We start from the raw sequence: 19,711 nt of genomic DNA on the forward strand, positions 1-19,711 counted from the left end.
CTGGAGGCTATGTCAGGCGCCCGGGAGCCCAGAGGTTAGGTTGGGGGCCGGAACAGGGAGGGTCACGAGCAGGTGGAGCGCAGGACGATCGGCGCGGCGGCGCTCGCGGTGGGAGCCGTCGGACTCGGGTGCATGCCGATGAGTTGGGCCTACAGCGGGTCTCGGCAGCGCGGCGACGAGTCGGTCAGGGCCGTGCACCGAGCGCTCGATCTGGGCTCGACACTGCTGGACACGGCCGACATGTACGGCCCGTTCACCAACGAGCTTCTGTTGGGACGGGTGTTGAAGGAGCGGCGCGAGGACGCCTTCGTGTCCACCAAGGTGGGTCTGCTGGTGGGTGAGCAGCACATCGTGGCCAACGGCCGCCCCGGCTATGTGAGAAGAGCCTGCGACGCGTCGCTGCGGCGGCTCCAGACCGATGTGATCGACCTCTACCAGCTGCACCGCGAGGATCCCGAGGTTCCGGTCGAGGAGACCTGGGGCGCGATGGCGGAGCTCGTACAGGCCGGGAAAGTACGGTCGTTGGGGCTGTGCGCGATGGGGGCGCGGGGTGGGCGCCGCTCGGGAACACGGTTGTACGACGCGACGATCCGGCAGTTGCGGAGGGTCCAGCAGGTCTTCCCGGTGAGCGCGGTGGAGGCGGAGCTGTCGGTGTGGTCGCCGGAGGCCCTGGAGACGCTGGTGCCGTGGTGTGCGGCGCGCGGCATCGGCTTCCTCGCGGCGATGCCCCTCGGCAACGGCTTCCTGACCGGCACCCTGACCCCGGGCGAGGGCTTCGAACCGGACGACGTCCGTGCCCGCCATCCCCGCTTCACCGCCGAGATGATGGCCGCGAACCAGCCGATCGTCTCCGGCCTGCGCCGCGTCGCGGCCCGGCACGGGGAACAGGTGACCCCGGCCCAGGTGGCACTGGCGTGGGTACTGGCACAGGGTGGCCACGTGGTCCCGGTGCCGGGCACCAAGCAGGAACGCTGGGTGACGGAGAACGCGACGGCGGCCGCACTGCGCCTGACCGCGCAGGACCTCACGGAGGTGGCGACACTGCCACCGGCACAGGGATCGTGGGACTGACGATCCTCGCGGGGGCGGGGGTGCGCATCGGGTCCGGGAGATCGGGAACCTGTGGGGCGCGAGCGGTGTATGACAGGTAGAACCCGCCGCTTCGAAGGGACCACGATCGTGCATCGTCGAGCTGTGACGGCCGTGCTGGCCGCGACCACGCTCCTGCTGACGGCCGGCTGCTCCTCCGACGGCGGAGGAGGGGGCGGAGGCTCCCCGGGCAGCGGGGACACCGCCTCGTCGAGCAGTACGGCATCGGGGTCCTCGCCCACCCAGCAGGCCGCGGAGGCGACCCCACCGGCGAAGGGCACGGTGAAAGTCGTGCGCACGGTCGCCGAGGGCCTCAAGACCCCATGGGGCCTCGCCCCCCTCCCGGACGGCGACCTGCTCGTCTCGTCACGGGACGAGGGCACGATCACCCGGGTCGACGGACAGTCGGGAAAGAAGACGGAGCTGGGCCAGGTATCCGGGGCCTCCGCGGCCGGCGAGGGCGGCCTCCTGGGCATCGCCCTGTCCCCGGACTACGCCTCGGACCACATGGTCTACGCCTACTTCACCTCCGACTCGGACAACCGCATCGTCCGGATGGTCTACGACGAACAGAAGCCGTCCGGCGAGCAGCTCGGCGCCCCCGACACCGTCTTCAAGGGCATCCCGAAGGGCTTCATCCACAACGGCGGCCGGATCGCCTTCGGACCGGACGGCATGCTGTACGCGGGCACGGGTGAGAGCGGCAACACCGGCCTGTCCCAGGACCTCAAGTCCCTGGGCGGCAAGATCCTGCGCCTGACCCCGGAGGGCGATCCCGCCCCGGGCAACCCGTTCCCGAACTCTCCTGTGTATTCGTACGGCCACCGCAATGTGCAGGGTCTTGCCTGGGACTCCAAACAGCGGCTGTTCGCCTCGGAGTTCGGCCAGGACACCTGGGACGAGCTGAACGCGATCAAGCCGGGCGACAACTACGGCTGGCCCACGGCCGAGGGCAAGTCCGACGACAAGAAGTTCCACGACCCGATCACCCAGTGGCACACCGACGACGCCTCTCCCAGCGGCATCGCCTACGCCGAGGGCTCCATCTGGATGGCCGGTCTGAAGGGTCAGCGCCTGTGGCGCATCCCGTTGAAGGGCACCGCGGCCTCCGCCGACCCGCAGGCGTTCCTGAAGGGTGAGTACGGCCGGCTGCGCACGGTGGTCTCCGCGGGCGGGGACAAGCTGTGGCTGGTCACCAGCAACACCGACGGCCGCGGCAGCCCCAAGGCCGGGGACGACAGGATCCTGGAGATACAGGTCAGCTAGCCGGACGCTCGTCCAGGTCCTTGTCCTCGCCGTCGCCCTCGTCCCGCTGGGGGCGGCGGACGACGACCTTCCCGGACGTGAGATCTATCGGTCCGCGGCCGGGGTCGCCGTCGCCGACGTCCTCGCGGGTCAGCTCCAGCCGCTTCTGCTCGTCGTGGGTGTGCTTACGGCCGGGTGCGAACAGTTCCTCGAACATGTTGAACATGCGGCCTCCCCTGCCGGTCTCCTACACCGTACGCCTCACTCCGTGATCGGCGCGTGGAGAGCCGCGGCCGGGAACAGCCCCAGCCGGTGCGCGACCGCCGCCGCCTCTCCCCGTCCGGAGACGCCGAGCTTGCCGAGGATGTTGGACACGTGGACGCTGGCCGTCTTCGGGGAGATGAAGAGTTCCTCGGCGATCTGGCGGTTGGTGCGGCCGAGGGCGACCAGGCGCAGGACGTCGCGTTCGCGACCGGTGAGGCCGAGGGAGCGGACCGGGTCGGCCCGGTCGGGCGCCGGGGCCGCGGTCAGGGCGAGGCGGGCTCGCTGGGCCAGCAGCGTGACCGCGTCGGCGAGGGGCCGGGCGCCGAGGTGGTCGGCGGCGGCGTGAGCGAGGCGCAGGAGTTCGGTGGCCCGGTCACGTTCGGGCTGCTCGGCGCCGCCGGGTGCGGACAGCAGGGCCTCGGCGAGCCGGTGGCGGACGCGGGCGAGGGCGTAGGGGCGTTCCAGGGGCTCGAAGGCGATGAGGGCCTCGCACCATTGGTCCGGGGTGTCGGCGCTCTCGGCGCGCAGCAGTTCGGCGCGCAGCCAGCGTTCGTGGGCCAGCCAGACGGGCGCGTTGGTGGCGAGGGGCCTGGCCGCCTCCCGGATGCGGTCGAGGACCTTCGTGCGGCCCTGTTCGGCGACGGGCAGACCGAGGTTGTCGGCCTCCATGGTGGCGGCGGTGAGCAGCAGGGGCCAGGCGTAGCGCTGGGTGCCGGGCGGGAAGCCGGCGTCCAGGACCCGTTCGAGTTCGGCGCGGGCGTCCAGGAGGCGCCCTTCGCCGGCGGCGATTCCGATGGCGAGGTCGGAGAGGGGTATCTCGTGTTGCGGAGCCTTGTCGTGGGTGCCGAAGTAGGCGCGTGCGGCCGCCAGTTGGCGGGCCGCCTCCGGCAGCTCGCCGCGGGCGAGGGCGAGTTGGGAGCGGTTGGCGGCGTGGAAGCCGCGGGGTTTGGCGCTCTGGCCGACGAGTTCGGCCTTGGTGGCGGCTTCGGCGGCCCGGTCCCAGCGGCCCAGGGCGTAGAGGGATTCGGCGAGGTTGCCCCAGATCCAGGCCTCTTTGTCGGACAGGCCGAACTTCCGGGCGTAGCCGATCCCTTCTTCCAGGACGGGCACGGCTTCCCGGGAACGCCCGATGGCTTCCAGGGCGCTCGGCAGATTCACGTAGACACGGCTGGCGACTGCGGAGATGCCGTCCTGGAGCGTCTGCCGCAGGATCTCGAACATCTCGGACAGCCCGGTCTCGACTCCGCCGGACTCGACGAGGAGGCCCGCGTGGGTGAGGCGGGCGTTCATCTCGATCTCGCGGGCGCCCACCATGCGGGCGTACTCCACGGCTCGCTCGGCGGCCGAGAGGGCCTCGGGGCCGGGGATGTGGACCATGGACCAGTGGGCGACGGTGGACAGCACCTCGGCGTGCACCTCGGACGGCGGCTGGCCGCGGACCAGGTCTTCGGCGGTGGCCAGCTCGGCCCAGCCGTCGCCGCGGGTCAGTCCCTGGACGAGATGGGAGCGCTGGACCCAGAACCAGGCCGCGCGCAGGGGGTCCCCGTCGTCCTCCAGCAGGTGCAGCGCCCGTTTGGTGATCTTCAGGGCGCGTTCGCGTTCGCCGCCCAGGCGGCCGGCCACGGCGGCCTCCGCCATCAGGTCGAGGTAGCGCAGCGGGGTGGTGGCCGGGTCGCAGCCGCAGGGTGGGTAGACCTCGGTGTAGTCGACGGGGCGCAGGGCGGAGCGGACGTCCTCGGGGGCGGTGTCCCACAGCTCCATCGCGCGTTCCAGGAGCCGGAGTTGTTCGGAGTAGGCGTGCCGGCGGCGGGCGGTGACGGAGGCGTCCAGGACGGCCGGCAGCGCCTTGGCGGCGTCGTGGGCGTGGTACCAGTAGCTGGCCAGGCGCATGACCCGTTCGTCGGCGGGGACGAGCGTGGGGTCGGCCTCCAGGGCTTCGGCGTAGCGGCGGTTGAGGCGGGAGCGTTCGCCGGGCAGCAGGTCGTCGGCGACGGCCTCGCGGACCAGGGAGTGGCGGAAGCGGTAGCCGTCGCCGTCGGGTGCCGGGATGAGGATGTTGGAGTTCACGGCTACCCGCAGCGCTTCGATGAGGTCGTCCTCGGCGAGCCGGGTGACGGCGGCGAGCAGGCGGTACTCCACGGTGGAGCCGCCCTCGGCGACGACCCGGGCGACCCGCTGGGTGCTCTCGGGCAGCCCCTCGACGCGGACCAGGAGCAGGTCTCGGAGCGAGTCGGTGAGCCCGGTGCCGCAGCCCTCGGTGGCGCAGACGGCGAGTTCCTCGACGAAGAAGGCGTTGCCGTCGGAGCGTTCGAAGATCTCGTCCACCTGGGCGGGGTTCGGTTCGGTGGCGAGGATCCCGGCTATCTGGCGGCTCACCTCGTCCCGGTTGAAGCGGCCGAGTTCGATGCGGCGGACCGTGCGCAGCCGGTCGAGTTCGGCGAGCAGGGGGCGCAGCGGGTGGCGGCGGTGGATGTCGTCGGCGCGGTAGGTGGCGAGGACGACCAGGCGGCCGGTGCGCAGGGTGCGGAAGAGGTAGGCCAGGAGGTGGCGGGTGGAGGCGTCGGCCCAGTGGAGGTCCTCCAGGACGACGACGACGGTGTGCTCGGCCGCGACGCGTTCCAGGAGGCGCGCGGTGAGCTCGAAGAGGCGGGCCAGGCTCTCCTCGTCGTGCCGGCCGGTGCCCCGGGCGGGGATCGCCTCACCGACCTCGGGCAGCAGCCTGGCCAGTTCCTCCTCCTGGCCGGCGGCCGCGGCGGCCACTTCGTCGGGCAGGGCGCGGCGCAGGGCACGCAGGGCGGTGGAGAAGGGCGCGAAGGGCAGTCCGTCGGCGCCGATCTCCACGCAGCCGCCGAGGGCTACGACCGCGCCCTGCCGGCAGGCTGCGGTGGCGAACTCCTCGACGAGGCGGGTCTTTCCGACACCGGCCTCGCCACCGAGCAACAACGCCTGCGGCTCGCCCGCTTCGGCGCGGGCGAGCGTTTCGTTCAGGCTGTTCAGCTCTTCGGCACGGCCGACGAACACGGGACTGACGGACCTGGTCTCCACAGGCCCGAGCATGGCACGCGGGTCCGACAGGACGGCACCCGTTTTCGGGGCGGCCCCGGGTCCAGGAGCGGCCCCGGTCGGCGGGAGGACGGCCGCGGTGGTCGCCGCGGGGACGAGCAGAGCCGTACGGCCGTCCTCCCTCCCCCCGGCGCTCACGCCGTGCGGAGGAACCGGTGCCGCCGGGGGCGGCCGGTATGCGAATCGGTCTCCGCGGTGCGTTCGGCGGCTTCGCGACGGGCGGCGCGGCGGCCGCGCAAGATCTCGCGGACGAGCCGCTCGTGGTCGGCCTGGCGGATGAGTTCGGTGGACCGGTACTGGGAGATCTCGTACGCGGGATACATGGCGTCGTCCTTGTCGGAGTCGGTTTCGGGCTTCGCTTTCTGCGATGCCTCCACCTTCGTCTCCGAGGCGGGTCCGCCACATCGGGAGAGTTCCGCATCTTCTGGGGCCGGAGGGGCCTTAGACGCGCGGGAGGGGCCTCAGGGTGTCCGTAAGGTACCTACGGATGCCCTAAGACCCCTCGTGAGCTGCGCTTGTTCAGCCTGCGGAGGGCAGGTCCAGCAGGAGGCCGGTGTACTTGAGGACGGCCAGGAGCAGACCGACGACCCCGAGCGCGACACCGCCCCAGGCGACGGACTTGATCCACACGGCCTGCGGCTTTCCGGGGGCGCCGAAGGCGGGCCGGGCCAGCACGCCCACCCCGACGACCAGGGCGAGCAGCGCGAAGACGCCGCCCCAGAGTGCGGTGGCCTTCCAGGCGTCGCCGTAGCCCTCGTCGAGGAGCTTCGCCACATCGGAGGAGGTCGCGGTCTGCGCGTGCAGCTGCCCGATGAGCGACTGCCGTGCGGACGCGACGGTGCCGATCCAGCTGCCGGTGAGCGAGACCAGGCCGAGCGCGGCGGAGACGACGGCGCCCGCGCCCTGGCCGACGCCGGTGGGGCCCTCCTCCTGGGCGGCTCCGGGCAGGTCGTACTCGTCGTCCGTGTCGTCGGCGGCGTTCTCGTCCGCCGTGGTGTCCTCGGCCGTGGTGTGCTCGGCCTCCGTCACCTCGTCGGTCGTGGCGACGCTCTCCTTCTTCTCGTCGGTCGTGGCCTCGGCGCCCGTCTCGGCGCCGGTCTCGTCAGCTGTCTTCGTTCCCATGTCGGGCACCGTACGGATCCTGTCTGAGAGGGTTCTTAATGATCGTTCCGGGCTGCACGCGCACGTGCCTCACGCCACTCGGGGGCGAGAATCGACCACACCTCGAGGTCGTGCCGTACGCCACGATAGGGGTGGGCCTGACGGCGGACTCCGTCGCGGGTCATTCCGAGGCGCCGGGCGACGTTGATGCTGGCCGTGTTTCCGGACGCGGCGACCCATTCGATCCGGTGGATGCCGCGTTCTTCGACCACCCAGTCGATCAGCACCCGCATGGCGCGGGTGATCAGTCCGCGGCCGGTGGCGGCGGGCTCCAGCCAGCAGCCGACCTCGCAGTTGCCCTGCTCGGCGTCGAAGTTCAGGGTGAGCACTCCGCCGACGAGCTTTCCGTCCAGCCAGATGCCGTGATAGCCGCCGGTGTCGTCAGCGCGCATCCGGGCGTACCGCTGGAGCGTCTCGCGCGCGGAGGCCGCGTCGACGGCCCGGGAGCCGAAGGGGATGAACTGTCCGATGAACTCACGGCCACGCTCCAGGTTGGCCAGGAACTCCTCCGCGTGCCACGGCTCAAGCGGTCGCAGTTCCGCCCCGTCGTCACCCAGCGATATCGCGTACATCCCCGTTTCGCTCCCTCTCCAGCTCCTCCACGACCTCGTCCAGCCTTTCATGCGCGGCGCGGCACTCGGGCGGCTCGATGCTGATGCGGGGCATCCGCCTCTCCAGCCAGCCCGGCAGCCACCAGTTGGCGCCGCCGAGCAGATGCATGAGGGCCGGGACGAGGAGCGTACGCAGGACGAAGGCGTCGAGGGCCACGGCGGCGGCGAGCGCGATGCCGAACATGGCGATCACCCGGTCGCCGCTGAGGACGAAGGCGAGGAAGACGGAGATCATGATGACCGCCGCGGAGTTGATCACCCGGCTGGTCTCGGCGAGGCCGACGCGTACGGCCCGCCGGTTGTCGCCGGTCTCCAGCCACTCCTCGTACATCCGGCTGACGAGGAAGACCTGGTAGTCCATGGAGAGCCCGAAGAGGACCGAGACCATGATCACGGGCAGGAAGGGTTCGATGGGCCCTGCGCGGCCCAGCCCGAGCAGTTCGCTTCCCCAGCCCCACTGGAAGATCGCCACGACCACTCCGAAGGCGGCGGCGACGGCGGCGACGTTCATTGCGGCGGCCTTCAGCGGGATGCCGACGGAGCGGAAGGCGAGCAGGAGCAGCAGACAGCCCAGGCCGATGACGACGCCGACGAACAGCGGCAGCTTGCCGACGATGACGTCCGCGAAGTCGTCGTACGAGGCGGTCATCCCTCCGACGTGGATGTCGAGGGAGGTTCCGGTCTCGGCGCGCGGCAGCACCTCGGTGCGCAGCCGGTCCACGAGGTCGCTGGTCTGCTGGGACTGCGGTGCCGACTCGGGGACGACCGTGAAGTAGGCGAGGTCGCCGCCGGTGTCGTAGGTCACCGGGGTGGTGGACGCGATGTCCTCGGTGGTGCGCAGGGTGGCGTCGAGGTTGTCGAGGAGGAGCTTGTCCTCGGCGCCGTCGACAGGGGTCACCAGCGTCAGGGGCCCGTTGACGCCGGGGCCGAAGCCGTCCACCAGGAGGTCGTACGCCTGGCGGGTGGTCGTGGTCTTCGGGTCGTTGCCCTGGTCGGAGGTGCCGAGACGCAGGCCCAGGGTGGGCAGGGCGAGGATGGCGATGACCACCAGGGCGATGGCGCCGAGCAGCTTGGGGTGACGTTCCACGAACGCGGACCAGCGGTGGGCGAGCCCCGTCGGCAGTTCGGGCTCGGGTCCGTGTTCGGCGAGACGGCGCCGCTCGCGCCGGCTCAGGGCGCGCATGCCGATCAGGGAGAGCAGGGCGGGCAGCAGGGTCACGGACGCGGCGACCGTGAGGACGACGGTCAGGGAGGCGGCGATCGCGACGCCGTTGAGGAAGCCGAGCCGGAGGATCAGCATGCCCAGCAGGGCGATGCAAACCGTGGCACCCGCGAAGACGACCGCGCGCCCGGTGGTGGTGACGGCGTTCACGACGGACTCGGTGGCGCTCAGGCCGCGTTTGAGGCCGCGCCGGTGTCTGGTGACGATGAAGAGCGCGTAGTCGATGCCGACACCGAGCCCGATCAGCATGCCGAGCATGGGCGCGAAGTCGGCGACGGTCATGGCATGCCCGAGCAGCACGATCCCGGCGTAGGCGGTGCCCACGCCGACCAGGGCGGTGGCGATGGGCAGCAGCGATGCGGCGAGCGAGCCGAAGGCCAGGAACAGCACCAGGGCCGCGACGAGCACACCGACGACCTCGGCGACATGCCCGCCCGAGGACTCGGTGAGTGCGACGGCGCTGCCGCCCAGCTCCACCTGGAGCCCGTCGGCCTCGGCGTCCTTGGCGGTGTCCACCACGGCCTTCGCCTCGGAGGCGTCGATGTCCTCGGCCGAGTCGGTGAAGGTGACGGTGGCGTACGCGGTGTGCCCGTCGGCGCTGATCCGGCCGGCGCCCGAGTCGTCGTACGGGCTGAGGACGGCGGCCACTCCCGGCAGGTCGGCGATCTTGTCCAGGGTGGTGGTCATCGTCTGCTCGACGTCGGCATCCCGGACCGAGCCCGACGTGAGGTGCCAGACGACGGTGTCGCTGTCGCCTCCGAGGTGCGGGAAGCCGTCCTGGAGCAACTGGGTGGCGCGGCCCGACTCGGTGCCGGGGACCTCGTAGTCGTTCGAGTAGGCGGACCCGGCGACGGCGGCGCCCGCGCTCACTCCGCCGAGGGCGAGGAGCCACAGGAGTACGACGACCAGACGTCGTCGGACACACCAGCGTGCGAGGGCTGCCACGAACGTGCTCCCAGGGGTGGTGAATTGTGGATCTTTGACCGGGAACAGTCGTTCATGAGGTGAACAGCCCGCAAAGAACGCATGAGTAATGCGTGGACCACTCTTGCAGGCAAAAGTGATCGTTCACCGCGATCGTGCGGTTATTCACAGGAGTGGGAGACAGATCACAGGACAGTAACGGTCACTCTGTCACGTCCGCCGAACCTCAGTCGAACTGGTCGCCCAACGCCATCACCATCACTCCGACGATCAGCAGCCACAGCGCTCTGCGGGTGCGCCCCCGGGAGCCCAGGACCGCCGCAAGCACGCACACCGCGGCGCCGAAGGCGTAGGCCGCGGGCACGAGCGCGGGGGCGGAGCCGGCCGCGCGGAGCGCCGCCGCGGCCAGACCGGCGAGGGCCAGCAGGGCGCCGGTGCCGGAGGCCGTCCAGCGGGCCCGCCGGGCGTCCAGCACCTGGCCGTCGTACTCCTCCTGTATGTCGGATGGCTCGGAATTCGCAGGACCGTTCATGGCGGGCGAGCGTAGCGTGTTCCGCTGAGAGAAACCCGGGCCCGTCCGGCCCCTGACCGAAGCAGGTGCGTTGTTTGAGCGTCCGACCGAGCTCCGCCGTATCCCTTTCCGTCTCTCAGGACTCAAGGAGCCCGTTCACCGATGCCGGACGACATCACCCAGAGGACCTCGCGGACCTCGAATGAGGACCTCACCCGGAGGCTGACCCGGGCCCGCTACCCCCACAGCAACAGTTACGACATCCGCTGGGTCATCGAGAACCAGATGGGCCCGAACGCGCTGTGGCTGCTGGAGTGGCTCGCGCCCGCCCTGGGCCTGGACACCCTGCGCCCCTGCGCCCGTGTGCTCGACCTCGGCTGTGGCCGGGCCATGACCTCGGTCTTCCTGGCCAGGGAGTACGACGTCCAGGTCACCGCGGCCGACCTGTGGGTCAAGCCCGACGACAACGCGCGGCGCATCGCCGAGGCCGGTTTCGCCGACCGGGTGCTGCCCGTGCACGCCGAGGCGCACGACCTGCCGTTCGCCGAGGGCAGCTTCGACGCGATCGTGAGCATCGACGCGTACCAGTACTTCGGCACCAACGACCTGTATCTGCCCGAGCTGACACGGCTGCTCAAACCGGGCGGCCGGATCGGGGTGGTCGTGCCCGCGCTGCGGGAGGAACCGGCGGGCACCGAACCGCCGGACCACCTCAAGCCGTACTGGGACCCCGGTTACTGGGCGTTCCACTCCGCCGAGTGGTGGCACCGCCACTGGACCCGCTCCGGGGCCGTGGAGGTCGAGGCCGCCGACTGGCAGGAGGACGGCTGGAAGGACTGGCTGCTGTGGTGCGATGTGATCGCCGAGGAGAGCCCGGAGGAGTTCCATCGCACGATGGCCCGCGAGGTCGGCGAGATGGTGCGCGTCGACGAGGGCCGCACGCTGGGGTTCGTACGGGTCGTAGGACGCCGTAGGTAGGAAACGCCACGGCCCCGGAGGGCATCCCCTCCGGGGCCGTACGGTGTGCTCCGGCTCAGCCTTCGCTGACGCCCAGCTTCTCCAGGATCAGCTCCTTGACGCGGGCCGCGTCGGCCTGGCCGCGGGTGGCCTTCATGACCGCGCCGACCAGGGCACCGGCGGCGGCGACCTTGCCGGAGCGGATCTTGTCGGCGATGCCCGGGTTGCCGGCGATGGCCTCGTCGACGGCGGTGCCGAGGGCACCCTCGTCGGAGACGACCTTCAGACCGCGCTTGTCGACGACCTCGTCCGGGGTGCCTTCGCCCGCGAGGACGCCTTCGATGACCTGGCGGGCCAGCTTGTCGTTCAGGTCACCCTTCGAGACCAGCTCGGTGACCCGGGCGACCTGCGCCGGGGTGATGGCCAGTTCGTCGAGCGCCTTGCCGGACTCGTTGGCGCTGCGGGCGAGTTCGCCCATCCACCACTTGCGGGCGGAGGCCGCGTCGGCACCGGCGTCGATGGTGGCGACGATCAGGTCCAGGGCACCGGCGTTGAGGATCGCCTGCATGTCCAGGGCCGTGATGCCCCACTCCGCGACGAGCCGGTTGCGGCGCACCAGCGGCAGCTCGGGGAGCGCCGCCCGGATCTCCTCGACCCACTCGCGCGAGGGGGCCACCGGAACGAGGTCCGGTTCGGGGAAGTACCGGTAGTCCTCGGCCTCTTCCTTCACGCGGCCCGAGGTCGTGGACCCCGTGTCCTCGTGGAAGTGCCGGGTCTCCTGGATGATCGTCCCGCCACTGCTCAGGACGGCCGCGTGCCGCTGGATCTCGAAACGGGCCGCGCGCTCCACGGACCGCAGCGAGTTGACGTTCTTCGTCTCGGAACGCGTGCCGAACTTCTCGGTGCCGTTCGGGCGCAGCGACAGGTTCACGTCGCAGCGCATCTGCCCCATCTCCATGCGGGCTTCCGACACACCGAGTGCCTTGATGACCTCGCGCAGCTCACGGACGTACGCCTTCGCCACCTCGGGAGCGCGCTCACCCGCACCCTCGATCGGCTTGGTGACGATCTCGATGAGCGGGATGCCGGCGCGGTTGTAGTCGAGGAGCGAGTGCGAGGCGCCGTGGATACGGCCCGTCGCGCCGCCCACGTGGGTCGACTTGCCGGTGTCCTCCTCCATGTGGGCGCGTTCGATCTCCACACGGAAGGTCTCACCGTCCTCCAGCTGTACGTCGAGGTAGCCGTTGAAGGCGATCGGCTCGTCGTACTGGGAGGTCTGGAAGTTCTTCGGCATGTCCGGATAGAAGTAGTTCTTCCGGGCGAAACGGCACCACTCGGCGATCTCGCAGTTCAGCGCGAGACCGATCTTGATGGCCGACTCGATGCCGATCGCGTTGACGACCGGCAGCGCGCCGGGCAGGCCGAGGCAGGTGGGGCAGGTCTGCGTGTTGGCGTCCTGACCGAGTTCGGTCGAACAACCGCAGAACATCTTGGTCTTGGTGCCGAGTTCGACATGGACCTCGAGGCCCATGACGGGGTCGTACGACGCGAGAGCGTCCTCGTACGACACCAGGTCGGTCGTGATGGTCACGGTGTAACTTCCCTCTCAGCCCAGCAGGACGTCGTCGTCGCCCAGCCGCTTCAGCTCGCGGTACAGGACGGCAAGGCCGGTGACGACGGCGACGGCGGCCACGGTCGCGTCGATCAGGACCAGCGTGTCGCTCTCGGCGCGCGCCTTCTTGAGCCGCTTGGCGACACCGATGGCGCCGAACGCCGTGGTGGCGATGGACAGGTACGTGCCGGACTTGGACTTCTTGAAGTCCTTCGCCTTGGTCAGCTTGCTCACAGCGACGGTGCCTCCTCCAGGAGCGGGTGGCCCCACCTTTCCACGAAGGCGGCCTCGACGGCTGCGCCGACCTTGTAGAGACGGTCGTCCTTCAGGGCCGGGGCGATGATCTGCAGACCGACCGGGAGGTTGTCCTCCGGGGCGAGACCGCACGGCAGCGACATGGCCGCGTTGCCCGCGAGGTTGGTCGGGATGGTGCACAGGTCCGCGAGGTACATCGCCATCGGGTCGTCGGCGCGCTCGCCGATCGGGAAGGCGGTGGTCGGGGTCGTCGGGGAGACGATCACGTCGACCTGCTCGAAGGCCTTCTCGAAGTCGCGCGTGATGAGCGTGCGGACCTTCTGCGCGGAGCCGTAGTAGGCGTCGTAGTAACCGCTCGACAGGGCGTACGTGCCGAGCATGATCCGGCGCTTGACCTCGGGGCCGAAGCCCGCCTCACGGGTGAGGGAGGTGACCTCCTCGGCGGAGTGCGTGCCGTCGTCGCCGACCCGCAGGCCGTAGCGCAGGCCGTCGAAGCGGGCGAGGTTGGACGAGCACTCGGAGGGCGCGATCAGGTAGTACGCCGACAGGGCCAGGTCGAAGGACGGGCAGTCCAGTTCGACGATCTCGGCGCCCAGCTCCTTGAGGAGGGCGACGGACTCGTCGAAGCGCTGGATGACACCGGCCTGGTAGCCCTCGCCGCGGAACTGCTTCACGACACCGACGCGCATCCCCGCGACACTGCCGTTGCGGGCGGCCTCGACGACCGGCGGGACCGGGGCGTCGATCGAGGTGGAGTCGAACGGGTCGTGCCCGGCGATGACCTCGTGAAGGAGCGCCGCGTCCAGGACCGTACGGGCGCAGGGGCCGCCCTGGTCGAGGGAGCTGGAGAACGCCACCATGCCGTAGCGGGAGACCGCCCCGTACGTCGGCTTCACACCGACCGTGCCGGTGACGGCGGCCGGCTGGCGGATGGAGCCGCCGGTGTCGGTGCCGATGGCGAGGGGGGCCATGTGCGCGGCCAGCGCCGCGGAGGAGCCGCCACCGGAGCCGCCGGGGATCCGGGTGAGGTCCCACGGGTTGCCGGTCGGGCCGTAGGCGCTGTTCTCGGTGGAGGACCCCATGGCGAACTCGTCCATGTTGGTCTTGCCGAGGATGACCACGTCGGCGGCCTTCAGCCGCTTGGTGAGCGTCGCGTCGTACGGCGGGATCCAGCCCTCGAGGATCTTCGAACCGACGGTCGTCGGGATGCCCTCGGTGGTGAAGATGTCCTTCAGCGCGAGCGGGACGCCGGCCAGCGGGCCGAGCTTCTCGCCCCTGGCCCGCTTCTCGTCGACGGCACGGGCCTGCGCGAGGGCGCCCTCGCGGTCGACGTGCAGGAAGGCGTGCACCTTCTCGTCGACGGCCTCGATACGGGCCAGGTGGGCCTCGGTGACCTGCACGGCCGTGAGCTCACCGGAAGCGATCTTCGCGGCGGTCTCGGCGGCGGTCAGCTTGATGATGTCCGTCATGGCGGTTAGTCCTCCCCCAGGATCTGCGGCACCTTGAAACGCTGCTGCTCCTGGGCCGGGGCGCCGGAGAGCGCCTGCTCGGGGGTGAGCGACGGACGGACCTCGTCCGCCCGCATGACGTTCGTCAGCGGGAGCGGGTGCGAGGTCGGCGGTACGTCTTGGTCGGCGACCTCGCTGACGCGTGCGACCGCGCCGATGATGTCGTCCAGCTGTCCCGCGAAGTGCTCGAGCTCTTCGGGCTTCAGCTCCAGACGCGCCAGCCGTGCGAGGTGGGCGACCTCCTCGCGCGTGATGCCAGGCATGCAGCGATCCTCTGGGGTGGGTGAGTGTGTGTGGTTTGGGGCTGGGGCTAGTCGTCTCATTCCCGTCGTCCGCCCGAAGGGCGGGTCGTGCGGCGTCTATTGCGTGCGATCGCAAGGCGCCGGAGCGTCCTCGTGGCGGAGCCACGTGGACGATTCGGCTACGCGGCGAGCGTGCGTGCCAGGCGTCGCGCGACAGACGGGAATGGGACGACTAGCCCCAATCCTATGGGTCACGGCCGGATGGCCGTTAAACGGTTTCCCGTAGCCGACCGCAACGGGCGGCCCCCATACCGCACCAAAGGATGCCTGGACGGGTCACTCCGCCGCCGGCAGCGCCGCCCTCGGCCGCTGCCAGCCCCTCGAACCCCTGGCCAGCAGCCACGCCGTGGTCTCCTCGGGCGGCATCGCCGCCGCCACCAGCCAGCCCTGTACGGCGTCGCAGCCCATGTCCCGCAGCCGCTCCCAGGTCTCGTCGTCCTCCACGCCCTCCGCGACGACGAGGAGGCCCAGGGAGTGGGCGAGGTCGACGGTGCAGCGGACGATCTCCGCGTCCTCGGTGTCGACGGCCAGCTTGGCCACGAAGGAGCGGTCGATCTTGAGTTCGCTGACGGGCAGGCGGCGCAGGTGGACCAGGGAGGAGTAGCCGGTGCCGAAGTCGTCCAGGGACATCTTCACGCCGTGCCCGGTCAGCGCGGCAAGGGTGTCCCCGGCCCGCGAGGGGTCCTCCAGGAGGACGTGTTCGGTGATCTCCAGTTGGAGCGCTCCCGCCGGGACGCCGTGCCGGGCCAGGCGCGCGGCCACCGAGCCGGCGAAGCCCGGGGTGTGGACGTCACGCGGGGAGACGTTGACGGCGACCGGGACGAAGAGGCCCTGCGCCCGCCACTCGGCGACCTGCGCGAGTGCCGTGTCGAGGACGTACTCGGTGAGGTACGGCATCAGCCCGGAGGACTCGGCGATCGCGATGAACTCGTCCGGCGGCACCTTCCCGCGCTCCGGGTGCACCCAGCGCACCAGGGCCTCCAGACCCGCCACCTGCCCGTCGAAGCGGACCTTGGGCTGGTAGTGCAGCTGCACCTCGTGCGCGTCCAGGGCCCGGCGCAGATCGCCCAGGAGTCCGAGGCGGTCGGGGGTGTTGGAGTCCCGCTTGGACTCGTACACCTCTACGCCCGTACGGTCCCGCTTGGCCTGGTACATCGCCACGTCCGCCCGCCGCAGCAGCCCCTCGGCGTCCGCGGCGTGGTCGGGGAAGACGGCGACCCCGGCGCTGGCCTCCAGGACGAGGGTGAGCCCGTCGAGGTCGAGCGGGGAGCTGAGGGCCGCGACCAGGTTGCGGGCGACCCGGGTCGCGGAGGTCGTGGAGTCGGCCACCGGCAGTAAGACGGCGAACTCGTCGCCGCCGAGCCGCGCCGCCTCCGCCCCGCGCGGCAGCGCTATCCGCAGCCGGTCGGCGATCTGCAGGAGCAGCCGGTCACCGGCGAGATGGCCCAGGGTGTCGTTGACCGAGCGGAAGCGGTCGAGGTCGATGAGCATCAGGGCGGAACGGGCGCCGATGCGTTCGGCGTCGTCCAACGCGGTCCAGATGCGCTCCAGGAGCCACTGCCGGTTGGGCAGTCCGGTCAGCGGGTCGCGCAGTTGCTCCTCGGCGCGGGCCCGGGCCATCCACAGGGTGGAGTCGAGGGCGATGAGGGGGATCGCGAACAGCGGGAGCAGCACGGGCTTGGCGGCCGCGACCACGCAGACCAGCGGGGCGATGCCGAGCAGCGCCACCGCGACCAGGCCCTGTCTGACCAGGGCGGTGCGGGCCACGGTGGGCAGACCGGCGTGGCGGGAGGAGTGCAGATACCAGCCGAGGACCCGGGTGACCGCGAGATAGGCGACGGCGACCAGGACCACTTCGGGCCCGGTGTAGAAGGTCCAGGTGTCGGGGTTCCAGGGGGTCTCGACGGACGGCGACTGGCCGAACACGGCGAGGACCAGCGCGCCGGTGGCTATCCCGAGGATGTCCACCGCGCCGTGCAGGATGCCCTGCCGCCAGCGGTGGCGCCGGGCTATGCCGACCAGCAGTACGACGGTGAGGCTGACCATGCCCGCGGGCACCCAGCCGTACAGCAGCAGGACGGCGAGGGTCAGGGCGGCGCCCGAGCCGGTGCCGCCCCACCAGCGGGCCCGGCCGAGGGCGACCAGATGGCCGACGATGACACCGGTCAGCACGGCCAGCGACCAGCCGACGGTGCCGGACGGAAAGAGCGCGTGGCCGCCGGTGAAGGCCCGGTAGAAGCCCGCGCCCAGCACGAATCCGGCCGACGCGACGACCGCCGTGGGCAGGGCGGGCCAGGACAGGTGCCGGTCGGACTCGTGGTCCGGCATACCGGGGGCGCGCTCGGCGGTGAGCTGTGCGGCTCCGTGACCGCCGGCCGCGGTGTATTGTCCGGCGGCGCGCCCCCGCGCGCCCGGATGGTCCGAAGGCCGCTCGGCCCACCGGCTCGCCCGCCACGCGCCGGTGAGCCGGCGCAGCCGTGAGTCCGGGGCGGCGCTCTCGGTCGGTTCCATTCCCGTCCCTCTCACAGCCGGCGGTGCCCACGCCACGCAGCTTCTTCGCCCGACAAATCCCTCGACGGCGCCGCGTTGGAAAACCCTTCCCCTTGCTCAACAGGAGCAAGGGAATGCCCCGACCGCAGCTGGGCACGGCAGGCGCACATCTCAACAGTAGGCCGCAGAAGGCTTCCACGGGCAGCGGTCGTCGACGGTTGCCCGAATGCGCCCCGGCCACCCGTATGCATCTGGTATGCGCCGATCGGGTGGCCTTCAACCGCGGCTGCTCGCTACTCCTCCGTGGGAAGCGCCACATCGGTGGCCGCTTCGGGGCCCTGTTCCAGCAGGACGTCGAAGCCGTCCTCGTTCAGTACGGGCACCTTGAGCTGCATCGCCTTGTCGTACTTCGAGCCCGGATTGTCACCCACGACGACGAAGGACGTCTTCTTCGAAACCGAGCCGGTCACTTTCGCCCCTCTGGATTGCAGCGCCTCTTTGGCCCCGTCCCGGGTGAAGCGCTCCAGGGTGCCGGTGACGACGACGGTGAGCCCTTCGAGGGGACGCGGGCCCTCGTCCTCCCCCGAGCCCTCCTCCTCCATGCGCACGCCCGCGGCCTTCCACTTGCGCAGGATCTCCTGGTGCCAGTCCTCCGCGAACCACTCCTTGAGGGACTTGGCGATGATCGGGCCGACACCGTCGGTGTTCGCCAGCTCCTCCTCGCTCGCCTGCTGGATGCGGTCGATCGAGCGGAAGTTGCGGGCCAGCGCCTCGGCGGCGACCGGGCCGACATGGCGGATCGACAGACCGGTCAGGACGCGGGCGAGCGGGCGCTCCTTGGCGGCGGCGATGTTCTCCAGCATGGCGACGGCGTTCTTCTTGGGCTCGCCCTGCTGGTTGGCGAAGACCGTGGCGACCTTCTCCTCGCCGGTCTTCGGGTCGCGCTTGGGCAGACCGCTGTCCTGGTCGAGGACGTACGCCTTGATGGGCAGCAGTTGCTCGATGGTGAGGTCGAAAAGGTCGCCCTCGTCGGTCAGCGGCGGATCCGAGGGCTCCAGGGGCTTGGTGAGCGCGGCCGCGGCGACGTAACCGAAGTGCTCGATGTCCAGCGACTTGCGGCCCGCGAGGTAGAACAGGCGTTCGCGCAACTGAGCGGGGCAGGTGCGGGCGTTGGGGCAGCGCAGGTCGACGTCGCCCTCCTTCATGGGCCGCAGCGCGGTACCGCACTCGGGGCACTCGGCCGGCATCACGAACTCGCGCTCGCTGCCGTCGCGCAGGTCGACGACCGGGCCGAGGATCTCCGGGATGACGTCACCGGCCTTGCGCAGCACCACGGTGTCGCCGATGAGGACGCCCTTCAGCTTGACGACGTCCTGGTTGTGCAGGGTGGCGAACTCGACCTCCGAACCGGCCACCGTCACCGGCTCGACCTGGGCGTACGGCGTGACCCGGCCCGTACGGCCCACGCCCACGCGGATGTTGATCAGCTTGGTGTTGACCTCCTCGGGCGCGTACTTGTACGCGATCGCCCAGCGCGGGGCGCGGGAGGTGGAGCCGAGGCGCCCCTGGAGGGGGATCTCGTCGAGCTTGACGACGGCCCCGTCGATCTCGTGCTCCACGGAGTGGCGGTTCTCGCCGAAGTAGGCGATGAACTCCCGGACGCCGTCGAGACCGTCGACCACCTTGTTGTACTTGGCGGTGGGCAGGCCCCAGGACTTGAGGAGGTCGTAGCCCTGTGAGAGGCGGGTCATGCCGTCGAAGCCCTCCAGGGCGCCGATGCCGTGCACGACCATGTGGAGGGGGCGGGTGGCCGTGACGCGGGGGTCCTTCTGGCGCAGTGAACCGGCCGCCGCGTTGCGCGGGTTGGCGAAGGGCTTGTCGCCGGCCTCGACCAGTCGGGCGTTGAGCTCCTCGAACTTCTCCATCGGGAAGTAGACCTCGCCGCGGATCTCCACGAGGTCGGGGACCCTGTCGCCGGTGAGGCGGTCCGGGATCTCGGCGATGGTGCGGACGTTGGGCGTGATGTCCTCGCCGGTGCGGCCGTCGCCGCGGGTCGCCGCGCGGGTGAGGCGGCCGTGTTCGTAGGTGAGGTTGACGGCGAGGCCGTCGACCTTGAGCTCGCACAGCAGGTGGTAGTCGGTGGTGCCGACGTCCTTGGCCACCCGCTCCGCCCAGGCCGCCAACTCCTCGTCACTGAACGCGTTGTCCAGGGAGAGCATCCGGGAGCGGTGCTGGACGGACGTGAACTCGGTCTCGTACGCCCCCGCGACCTTCTGGGTCGGCGAGTCGGGGGTGCGCAGCTCGGGGTACTCCTCCTCCAGCGCCTCCAGGGAGCGCAGGAGCTTGTCGAAGTCGGCGTCGCTGATGACCGGCGCGTCGTTCACGTAGTACCGGAAGCGGTGCTCCTCGATCTGCTCAGCGAGCTGCGCGTGCTTCTCCCGTGCCTCCGAGGGCACCGTCGTCTCCGCTTGCTTGTCGCCGGCCACCGTGTTGTCCT

The 19,711-nt window shown here is 70.8% G+C and carries 16 protein-coding genes; 3 read left to right on the forward strand and 13 right to left on the reverse strand.

Features of this window, described 5'->3' with window-relative positions; all coding sequences use genetic code 11:
- The first annotated feature begins 72 nt into the window (after positions 1-72).
- On the forward strand, positions 73-1,071 hold the full coding sequence (locus tag ABZT93_RS14075; RefSeq protein ID WP_356103499.1) for an aldo/keto reductase: 999 nt from the start codon (positions 73-75) through the stop codon (positions 1,069-1,071).
- 69 nt (positions 1,072-1,140) lie between these two features.
- Entirely contained in the window at positions 1,141-2,355 is a 1,215-nt protein-coding gene (locus ABZT93_RS14080) for a PQQ-dependent sugar dehydrogenase (RefSeq protein WP_356103501.1), read from the forward strand.
- Here the strand turns inward: ABZT93_RS14080 and ABZT93_RS14085 are convergent.
- The 7 genes from ABZT93_RS14085 to ABZT93_RS14115 form a co-directional block, all read right to left on the reverse strand.
- Positions 2,348-2,560, reverse strand: coding sequence for a DUF6191 domain-containing protein (locus tag ABZT93_RS14085; protein ID WP_356103503.1), 213 nt, complete (start codon positions 2,558-2,560; stop codon positions 2,348-2,350). The two genes, ABZT93_RS14080 and ABZT93_RS14085, sit on opposite strands and share 8 nt — an antisense overlap.
- A 35-nt stretch (positions 2,561-2,595) precedes the next feature.
- Positions 2,596-5,655, reverse strand: a complete 3,060-nt coding sequence (locus ABZT93_RS14090) for an AAA family ATPase (protein ID WP_356103585.1) — start codon at positions 5,653-5,655, stop codon at positions 2,596-2,598.
- A gap of 140 nt (positions 5,656-5,795) precedes the next feature.
- Complete coding sequence (locus ABZT93_RS14095; RefSeq protein WP_356103588.1) at positions 5,796-5,984, reverse strand: hypothetical protein; 189 nt, start codon at positions 5,982-5,984, stop codon at positions 5,796-5,798.
- Between the two features lie 196 nt (positions 5,985-6,180).
- On the reverse strand, positions 6,181-6,783 hold the full coding sequence (locus tag ABZT93_RS14100) for a hypothetical protein (RefSeq protein ID WP_356103505.1): 603 nt from the start codon (positions 6,781-6,783) through the stop codon (positions 6,181-6,183).
- 35 nt (positions 6,784-6,818) lie between these two features.
- Positions 6,819-7,394, reverse strand: coding sequence for a GNAT family protein (locus ABZT93_RS14105; RefSeq protein WP_356103507.1), 576 nt, complete (start codon positions 7,392-7,394; stop codon positions 6,819-6,821).
- Positions 7,372-9,600, reverse strand: coding sequence for an MMPL family transporter (locus tag ABZT93_RS14110; protein WP_356103509.1), 2,229 nt, complete (start codon positions 9,598-9,600; stop codon positions 7,372-7,374). The genes ABZT93_RS14105 and ABZT93_RS14110 overlap by 23 nt, the downstream gene beginning before the upstream one ends.
- Before the next feature lie 205 nt (positions 9,601-9,805).
- Entirely contained in the window at positions 9,806-10,111 is a 306-nt protein-coding gene (locus tag ABZT93_RS14115; protein ID WP_356103511.1) for a hypothetical protein, read from the reverse strand.
- Between the two features lie 141 nt (positions 10,112-10,252).
- Between ABZT93_RS14115 and ABZT93_RS14120 the strand changes: the two genes are divergently transcribed.
- Entirely contained in the window at positions 10,253-11,068 is an 816-nt protein-coding gene (locus ABZT93_RS14120; RefSeq protein WP_356103513.1) for a methyltransferase domain-containing protein, read from the forward strand.
- A gap of 55 nt (positions 11,069-11,123) precedes the next feature.
- Here ABZT93_RS14120 and gatB read toward each other — a convergent pair whose 3' ends face one another.
- The 6 genes from gatB to ligA all read right to left on the reverse strand — a co-directional run bounded on the left by gatB (position 11,124) and on the right by ligA (position 19,700).
- Positions 11,124-12,638, reverse strand: coding sequence for an Asp-tRNA(Asn)/Glu-tRNA(Gln) amidotransferase subunit GatB (gene gatB, locus ABZT93_RS14125; protein ID WP_356103515.1), 1,515 nt, complete (start codon positions 12,636-12,638; stop codon positions 11,124-11,126).
- A gap of 15 nt (positions 12,639-12,653) precedes the next feature.
- Positions 12,654-12,893 carry a hypothetical protein gene (locus ABZT93_RS14130; RefSeq protein ID WP_031051298.1) on the reverse strand — a complete coding sequence of 80 codons (240 nt, stop codon included), beginning with the start codon at positions 12,891-12,893 and terminating at the stop codon, positions 12,654-12,656.
- Positions 12,890-14,383 carry an Asp-tRNA(Asn)/Glu-tRNA(Gln) amidotransferase subunit GatA gene (gene gatA / locus ABZT93_RS14135; RefSeq protein ID WP_356103517.1) on the reverse strand — a complete coding sequence of 498 codons (1,494 nt, stop codon included), beginning with the start codon at positions 14,381-14,383 and terminating at the stop codon, positions 12,890-12,892. The genes ABZT93_RS14130 and gatA overlap by 4 nt, the downstream gene beginning before the upstream one ends.
- Positions 14,384-14,388: 5 nt before the next feature.
- The gene (gatC, locus tag ABZT93_RS14140) at positions 14,389-14,685 is read right to left on the reverse strand and encodes an Asp-tRNA(Asn)/Glu-tRNA(Gln) amidotransferase subunit GatC (RefSeq protein ID WP_007384860.1); all 297 of its coding nucleotides are present in this window, start codon (positions 14,683-14,685) and stop codon (positions 14,389-14,391) included.
- 315 nt (positions 14,686-15,000) lie between these two features.
- Positions 15,001-17,235, reverse strand: a complete 2,235-nt coding sequence (locus ABZT93_RS14145; RefSeq protein ID WP_356103519.1) for a bifunctional diguanylate cyclase/phosphodiesterase — start codon at positions 17,233-17,235, stop codon at positions 15,001-15,003.
- A 272-nt stretch (positions 17,236-17,507) separates the two neighbouring features.
- On the reverse strand, positions 17,508-19,700 hold the full coding sequence (gene ligA, locus ABZT93_RS14150) for an NAD-dependent DNA ligase LigA (RefSeq protein ID WP_356103521.1): 2,193 nt from the start codon (positions 19,698-19,700) through the stop codon (positions 17,508-17,510).
- Between the last annotated feature and the right edge of the window lie 11 nt (positions 19,701-19,711).

It is taken from the genome of Streptomyces sp. NPDC005303 (assembly GCF_040607335.1).
Taxonomy (GTDB): domain Bacteria; phylum Actinomycetota; class Actinomycetes; order Streptomycetales; family Streptomycetaceae; genus Streptomyces.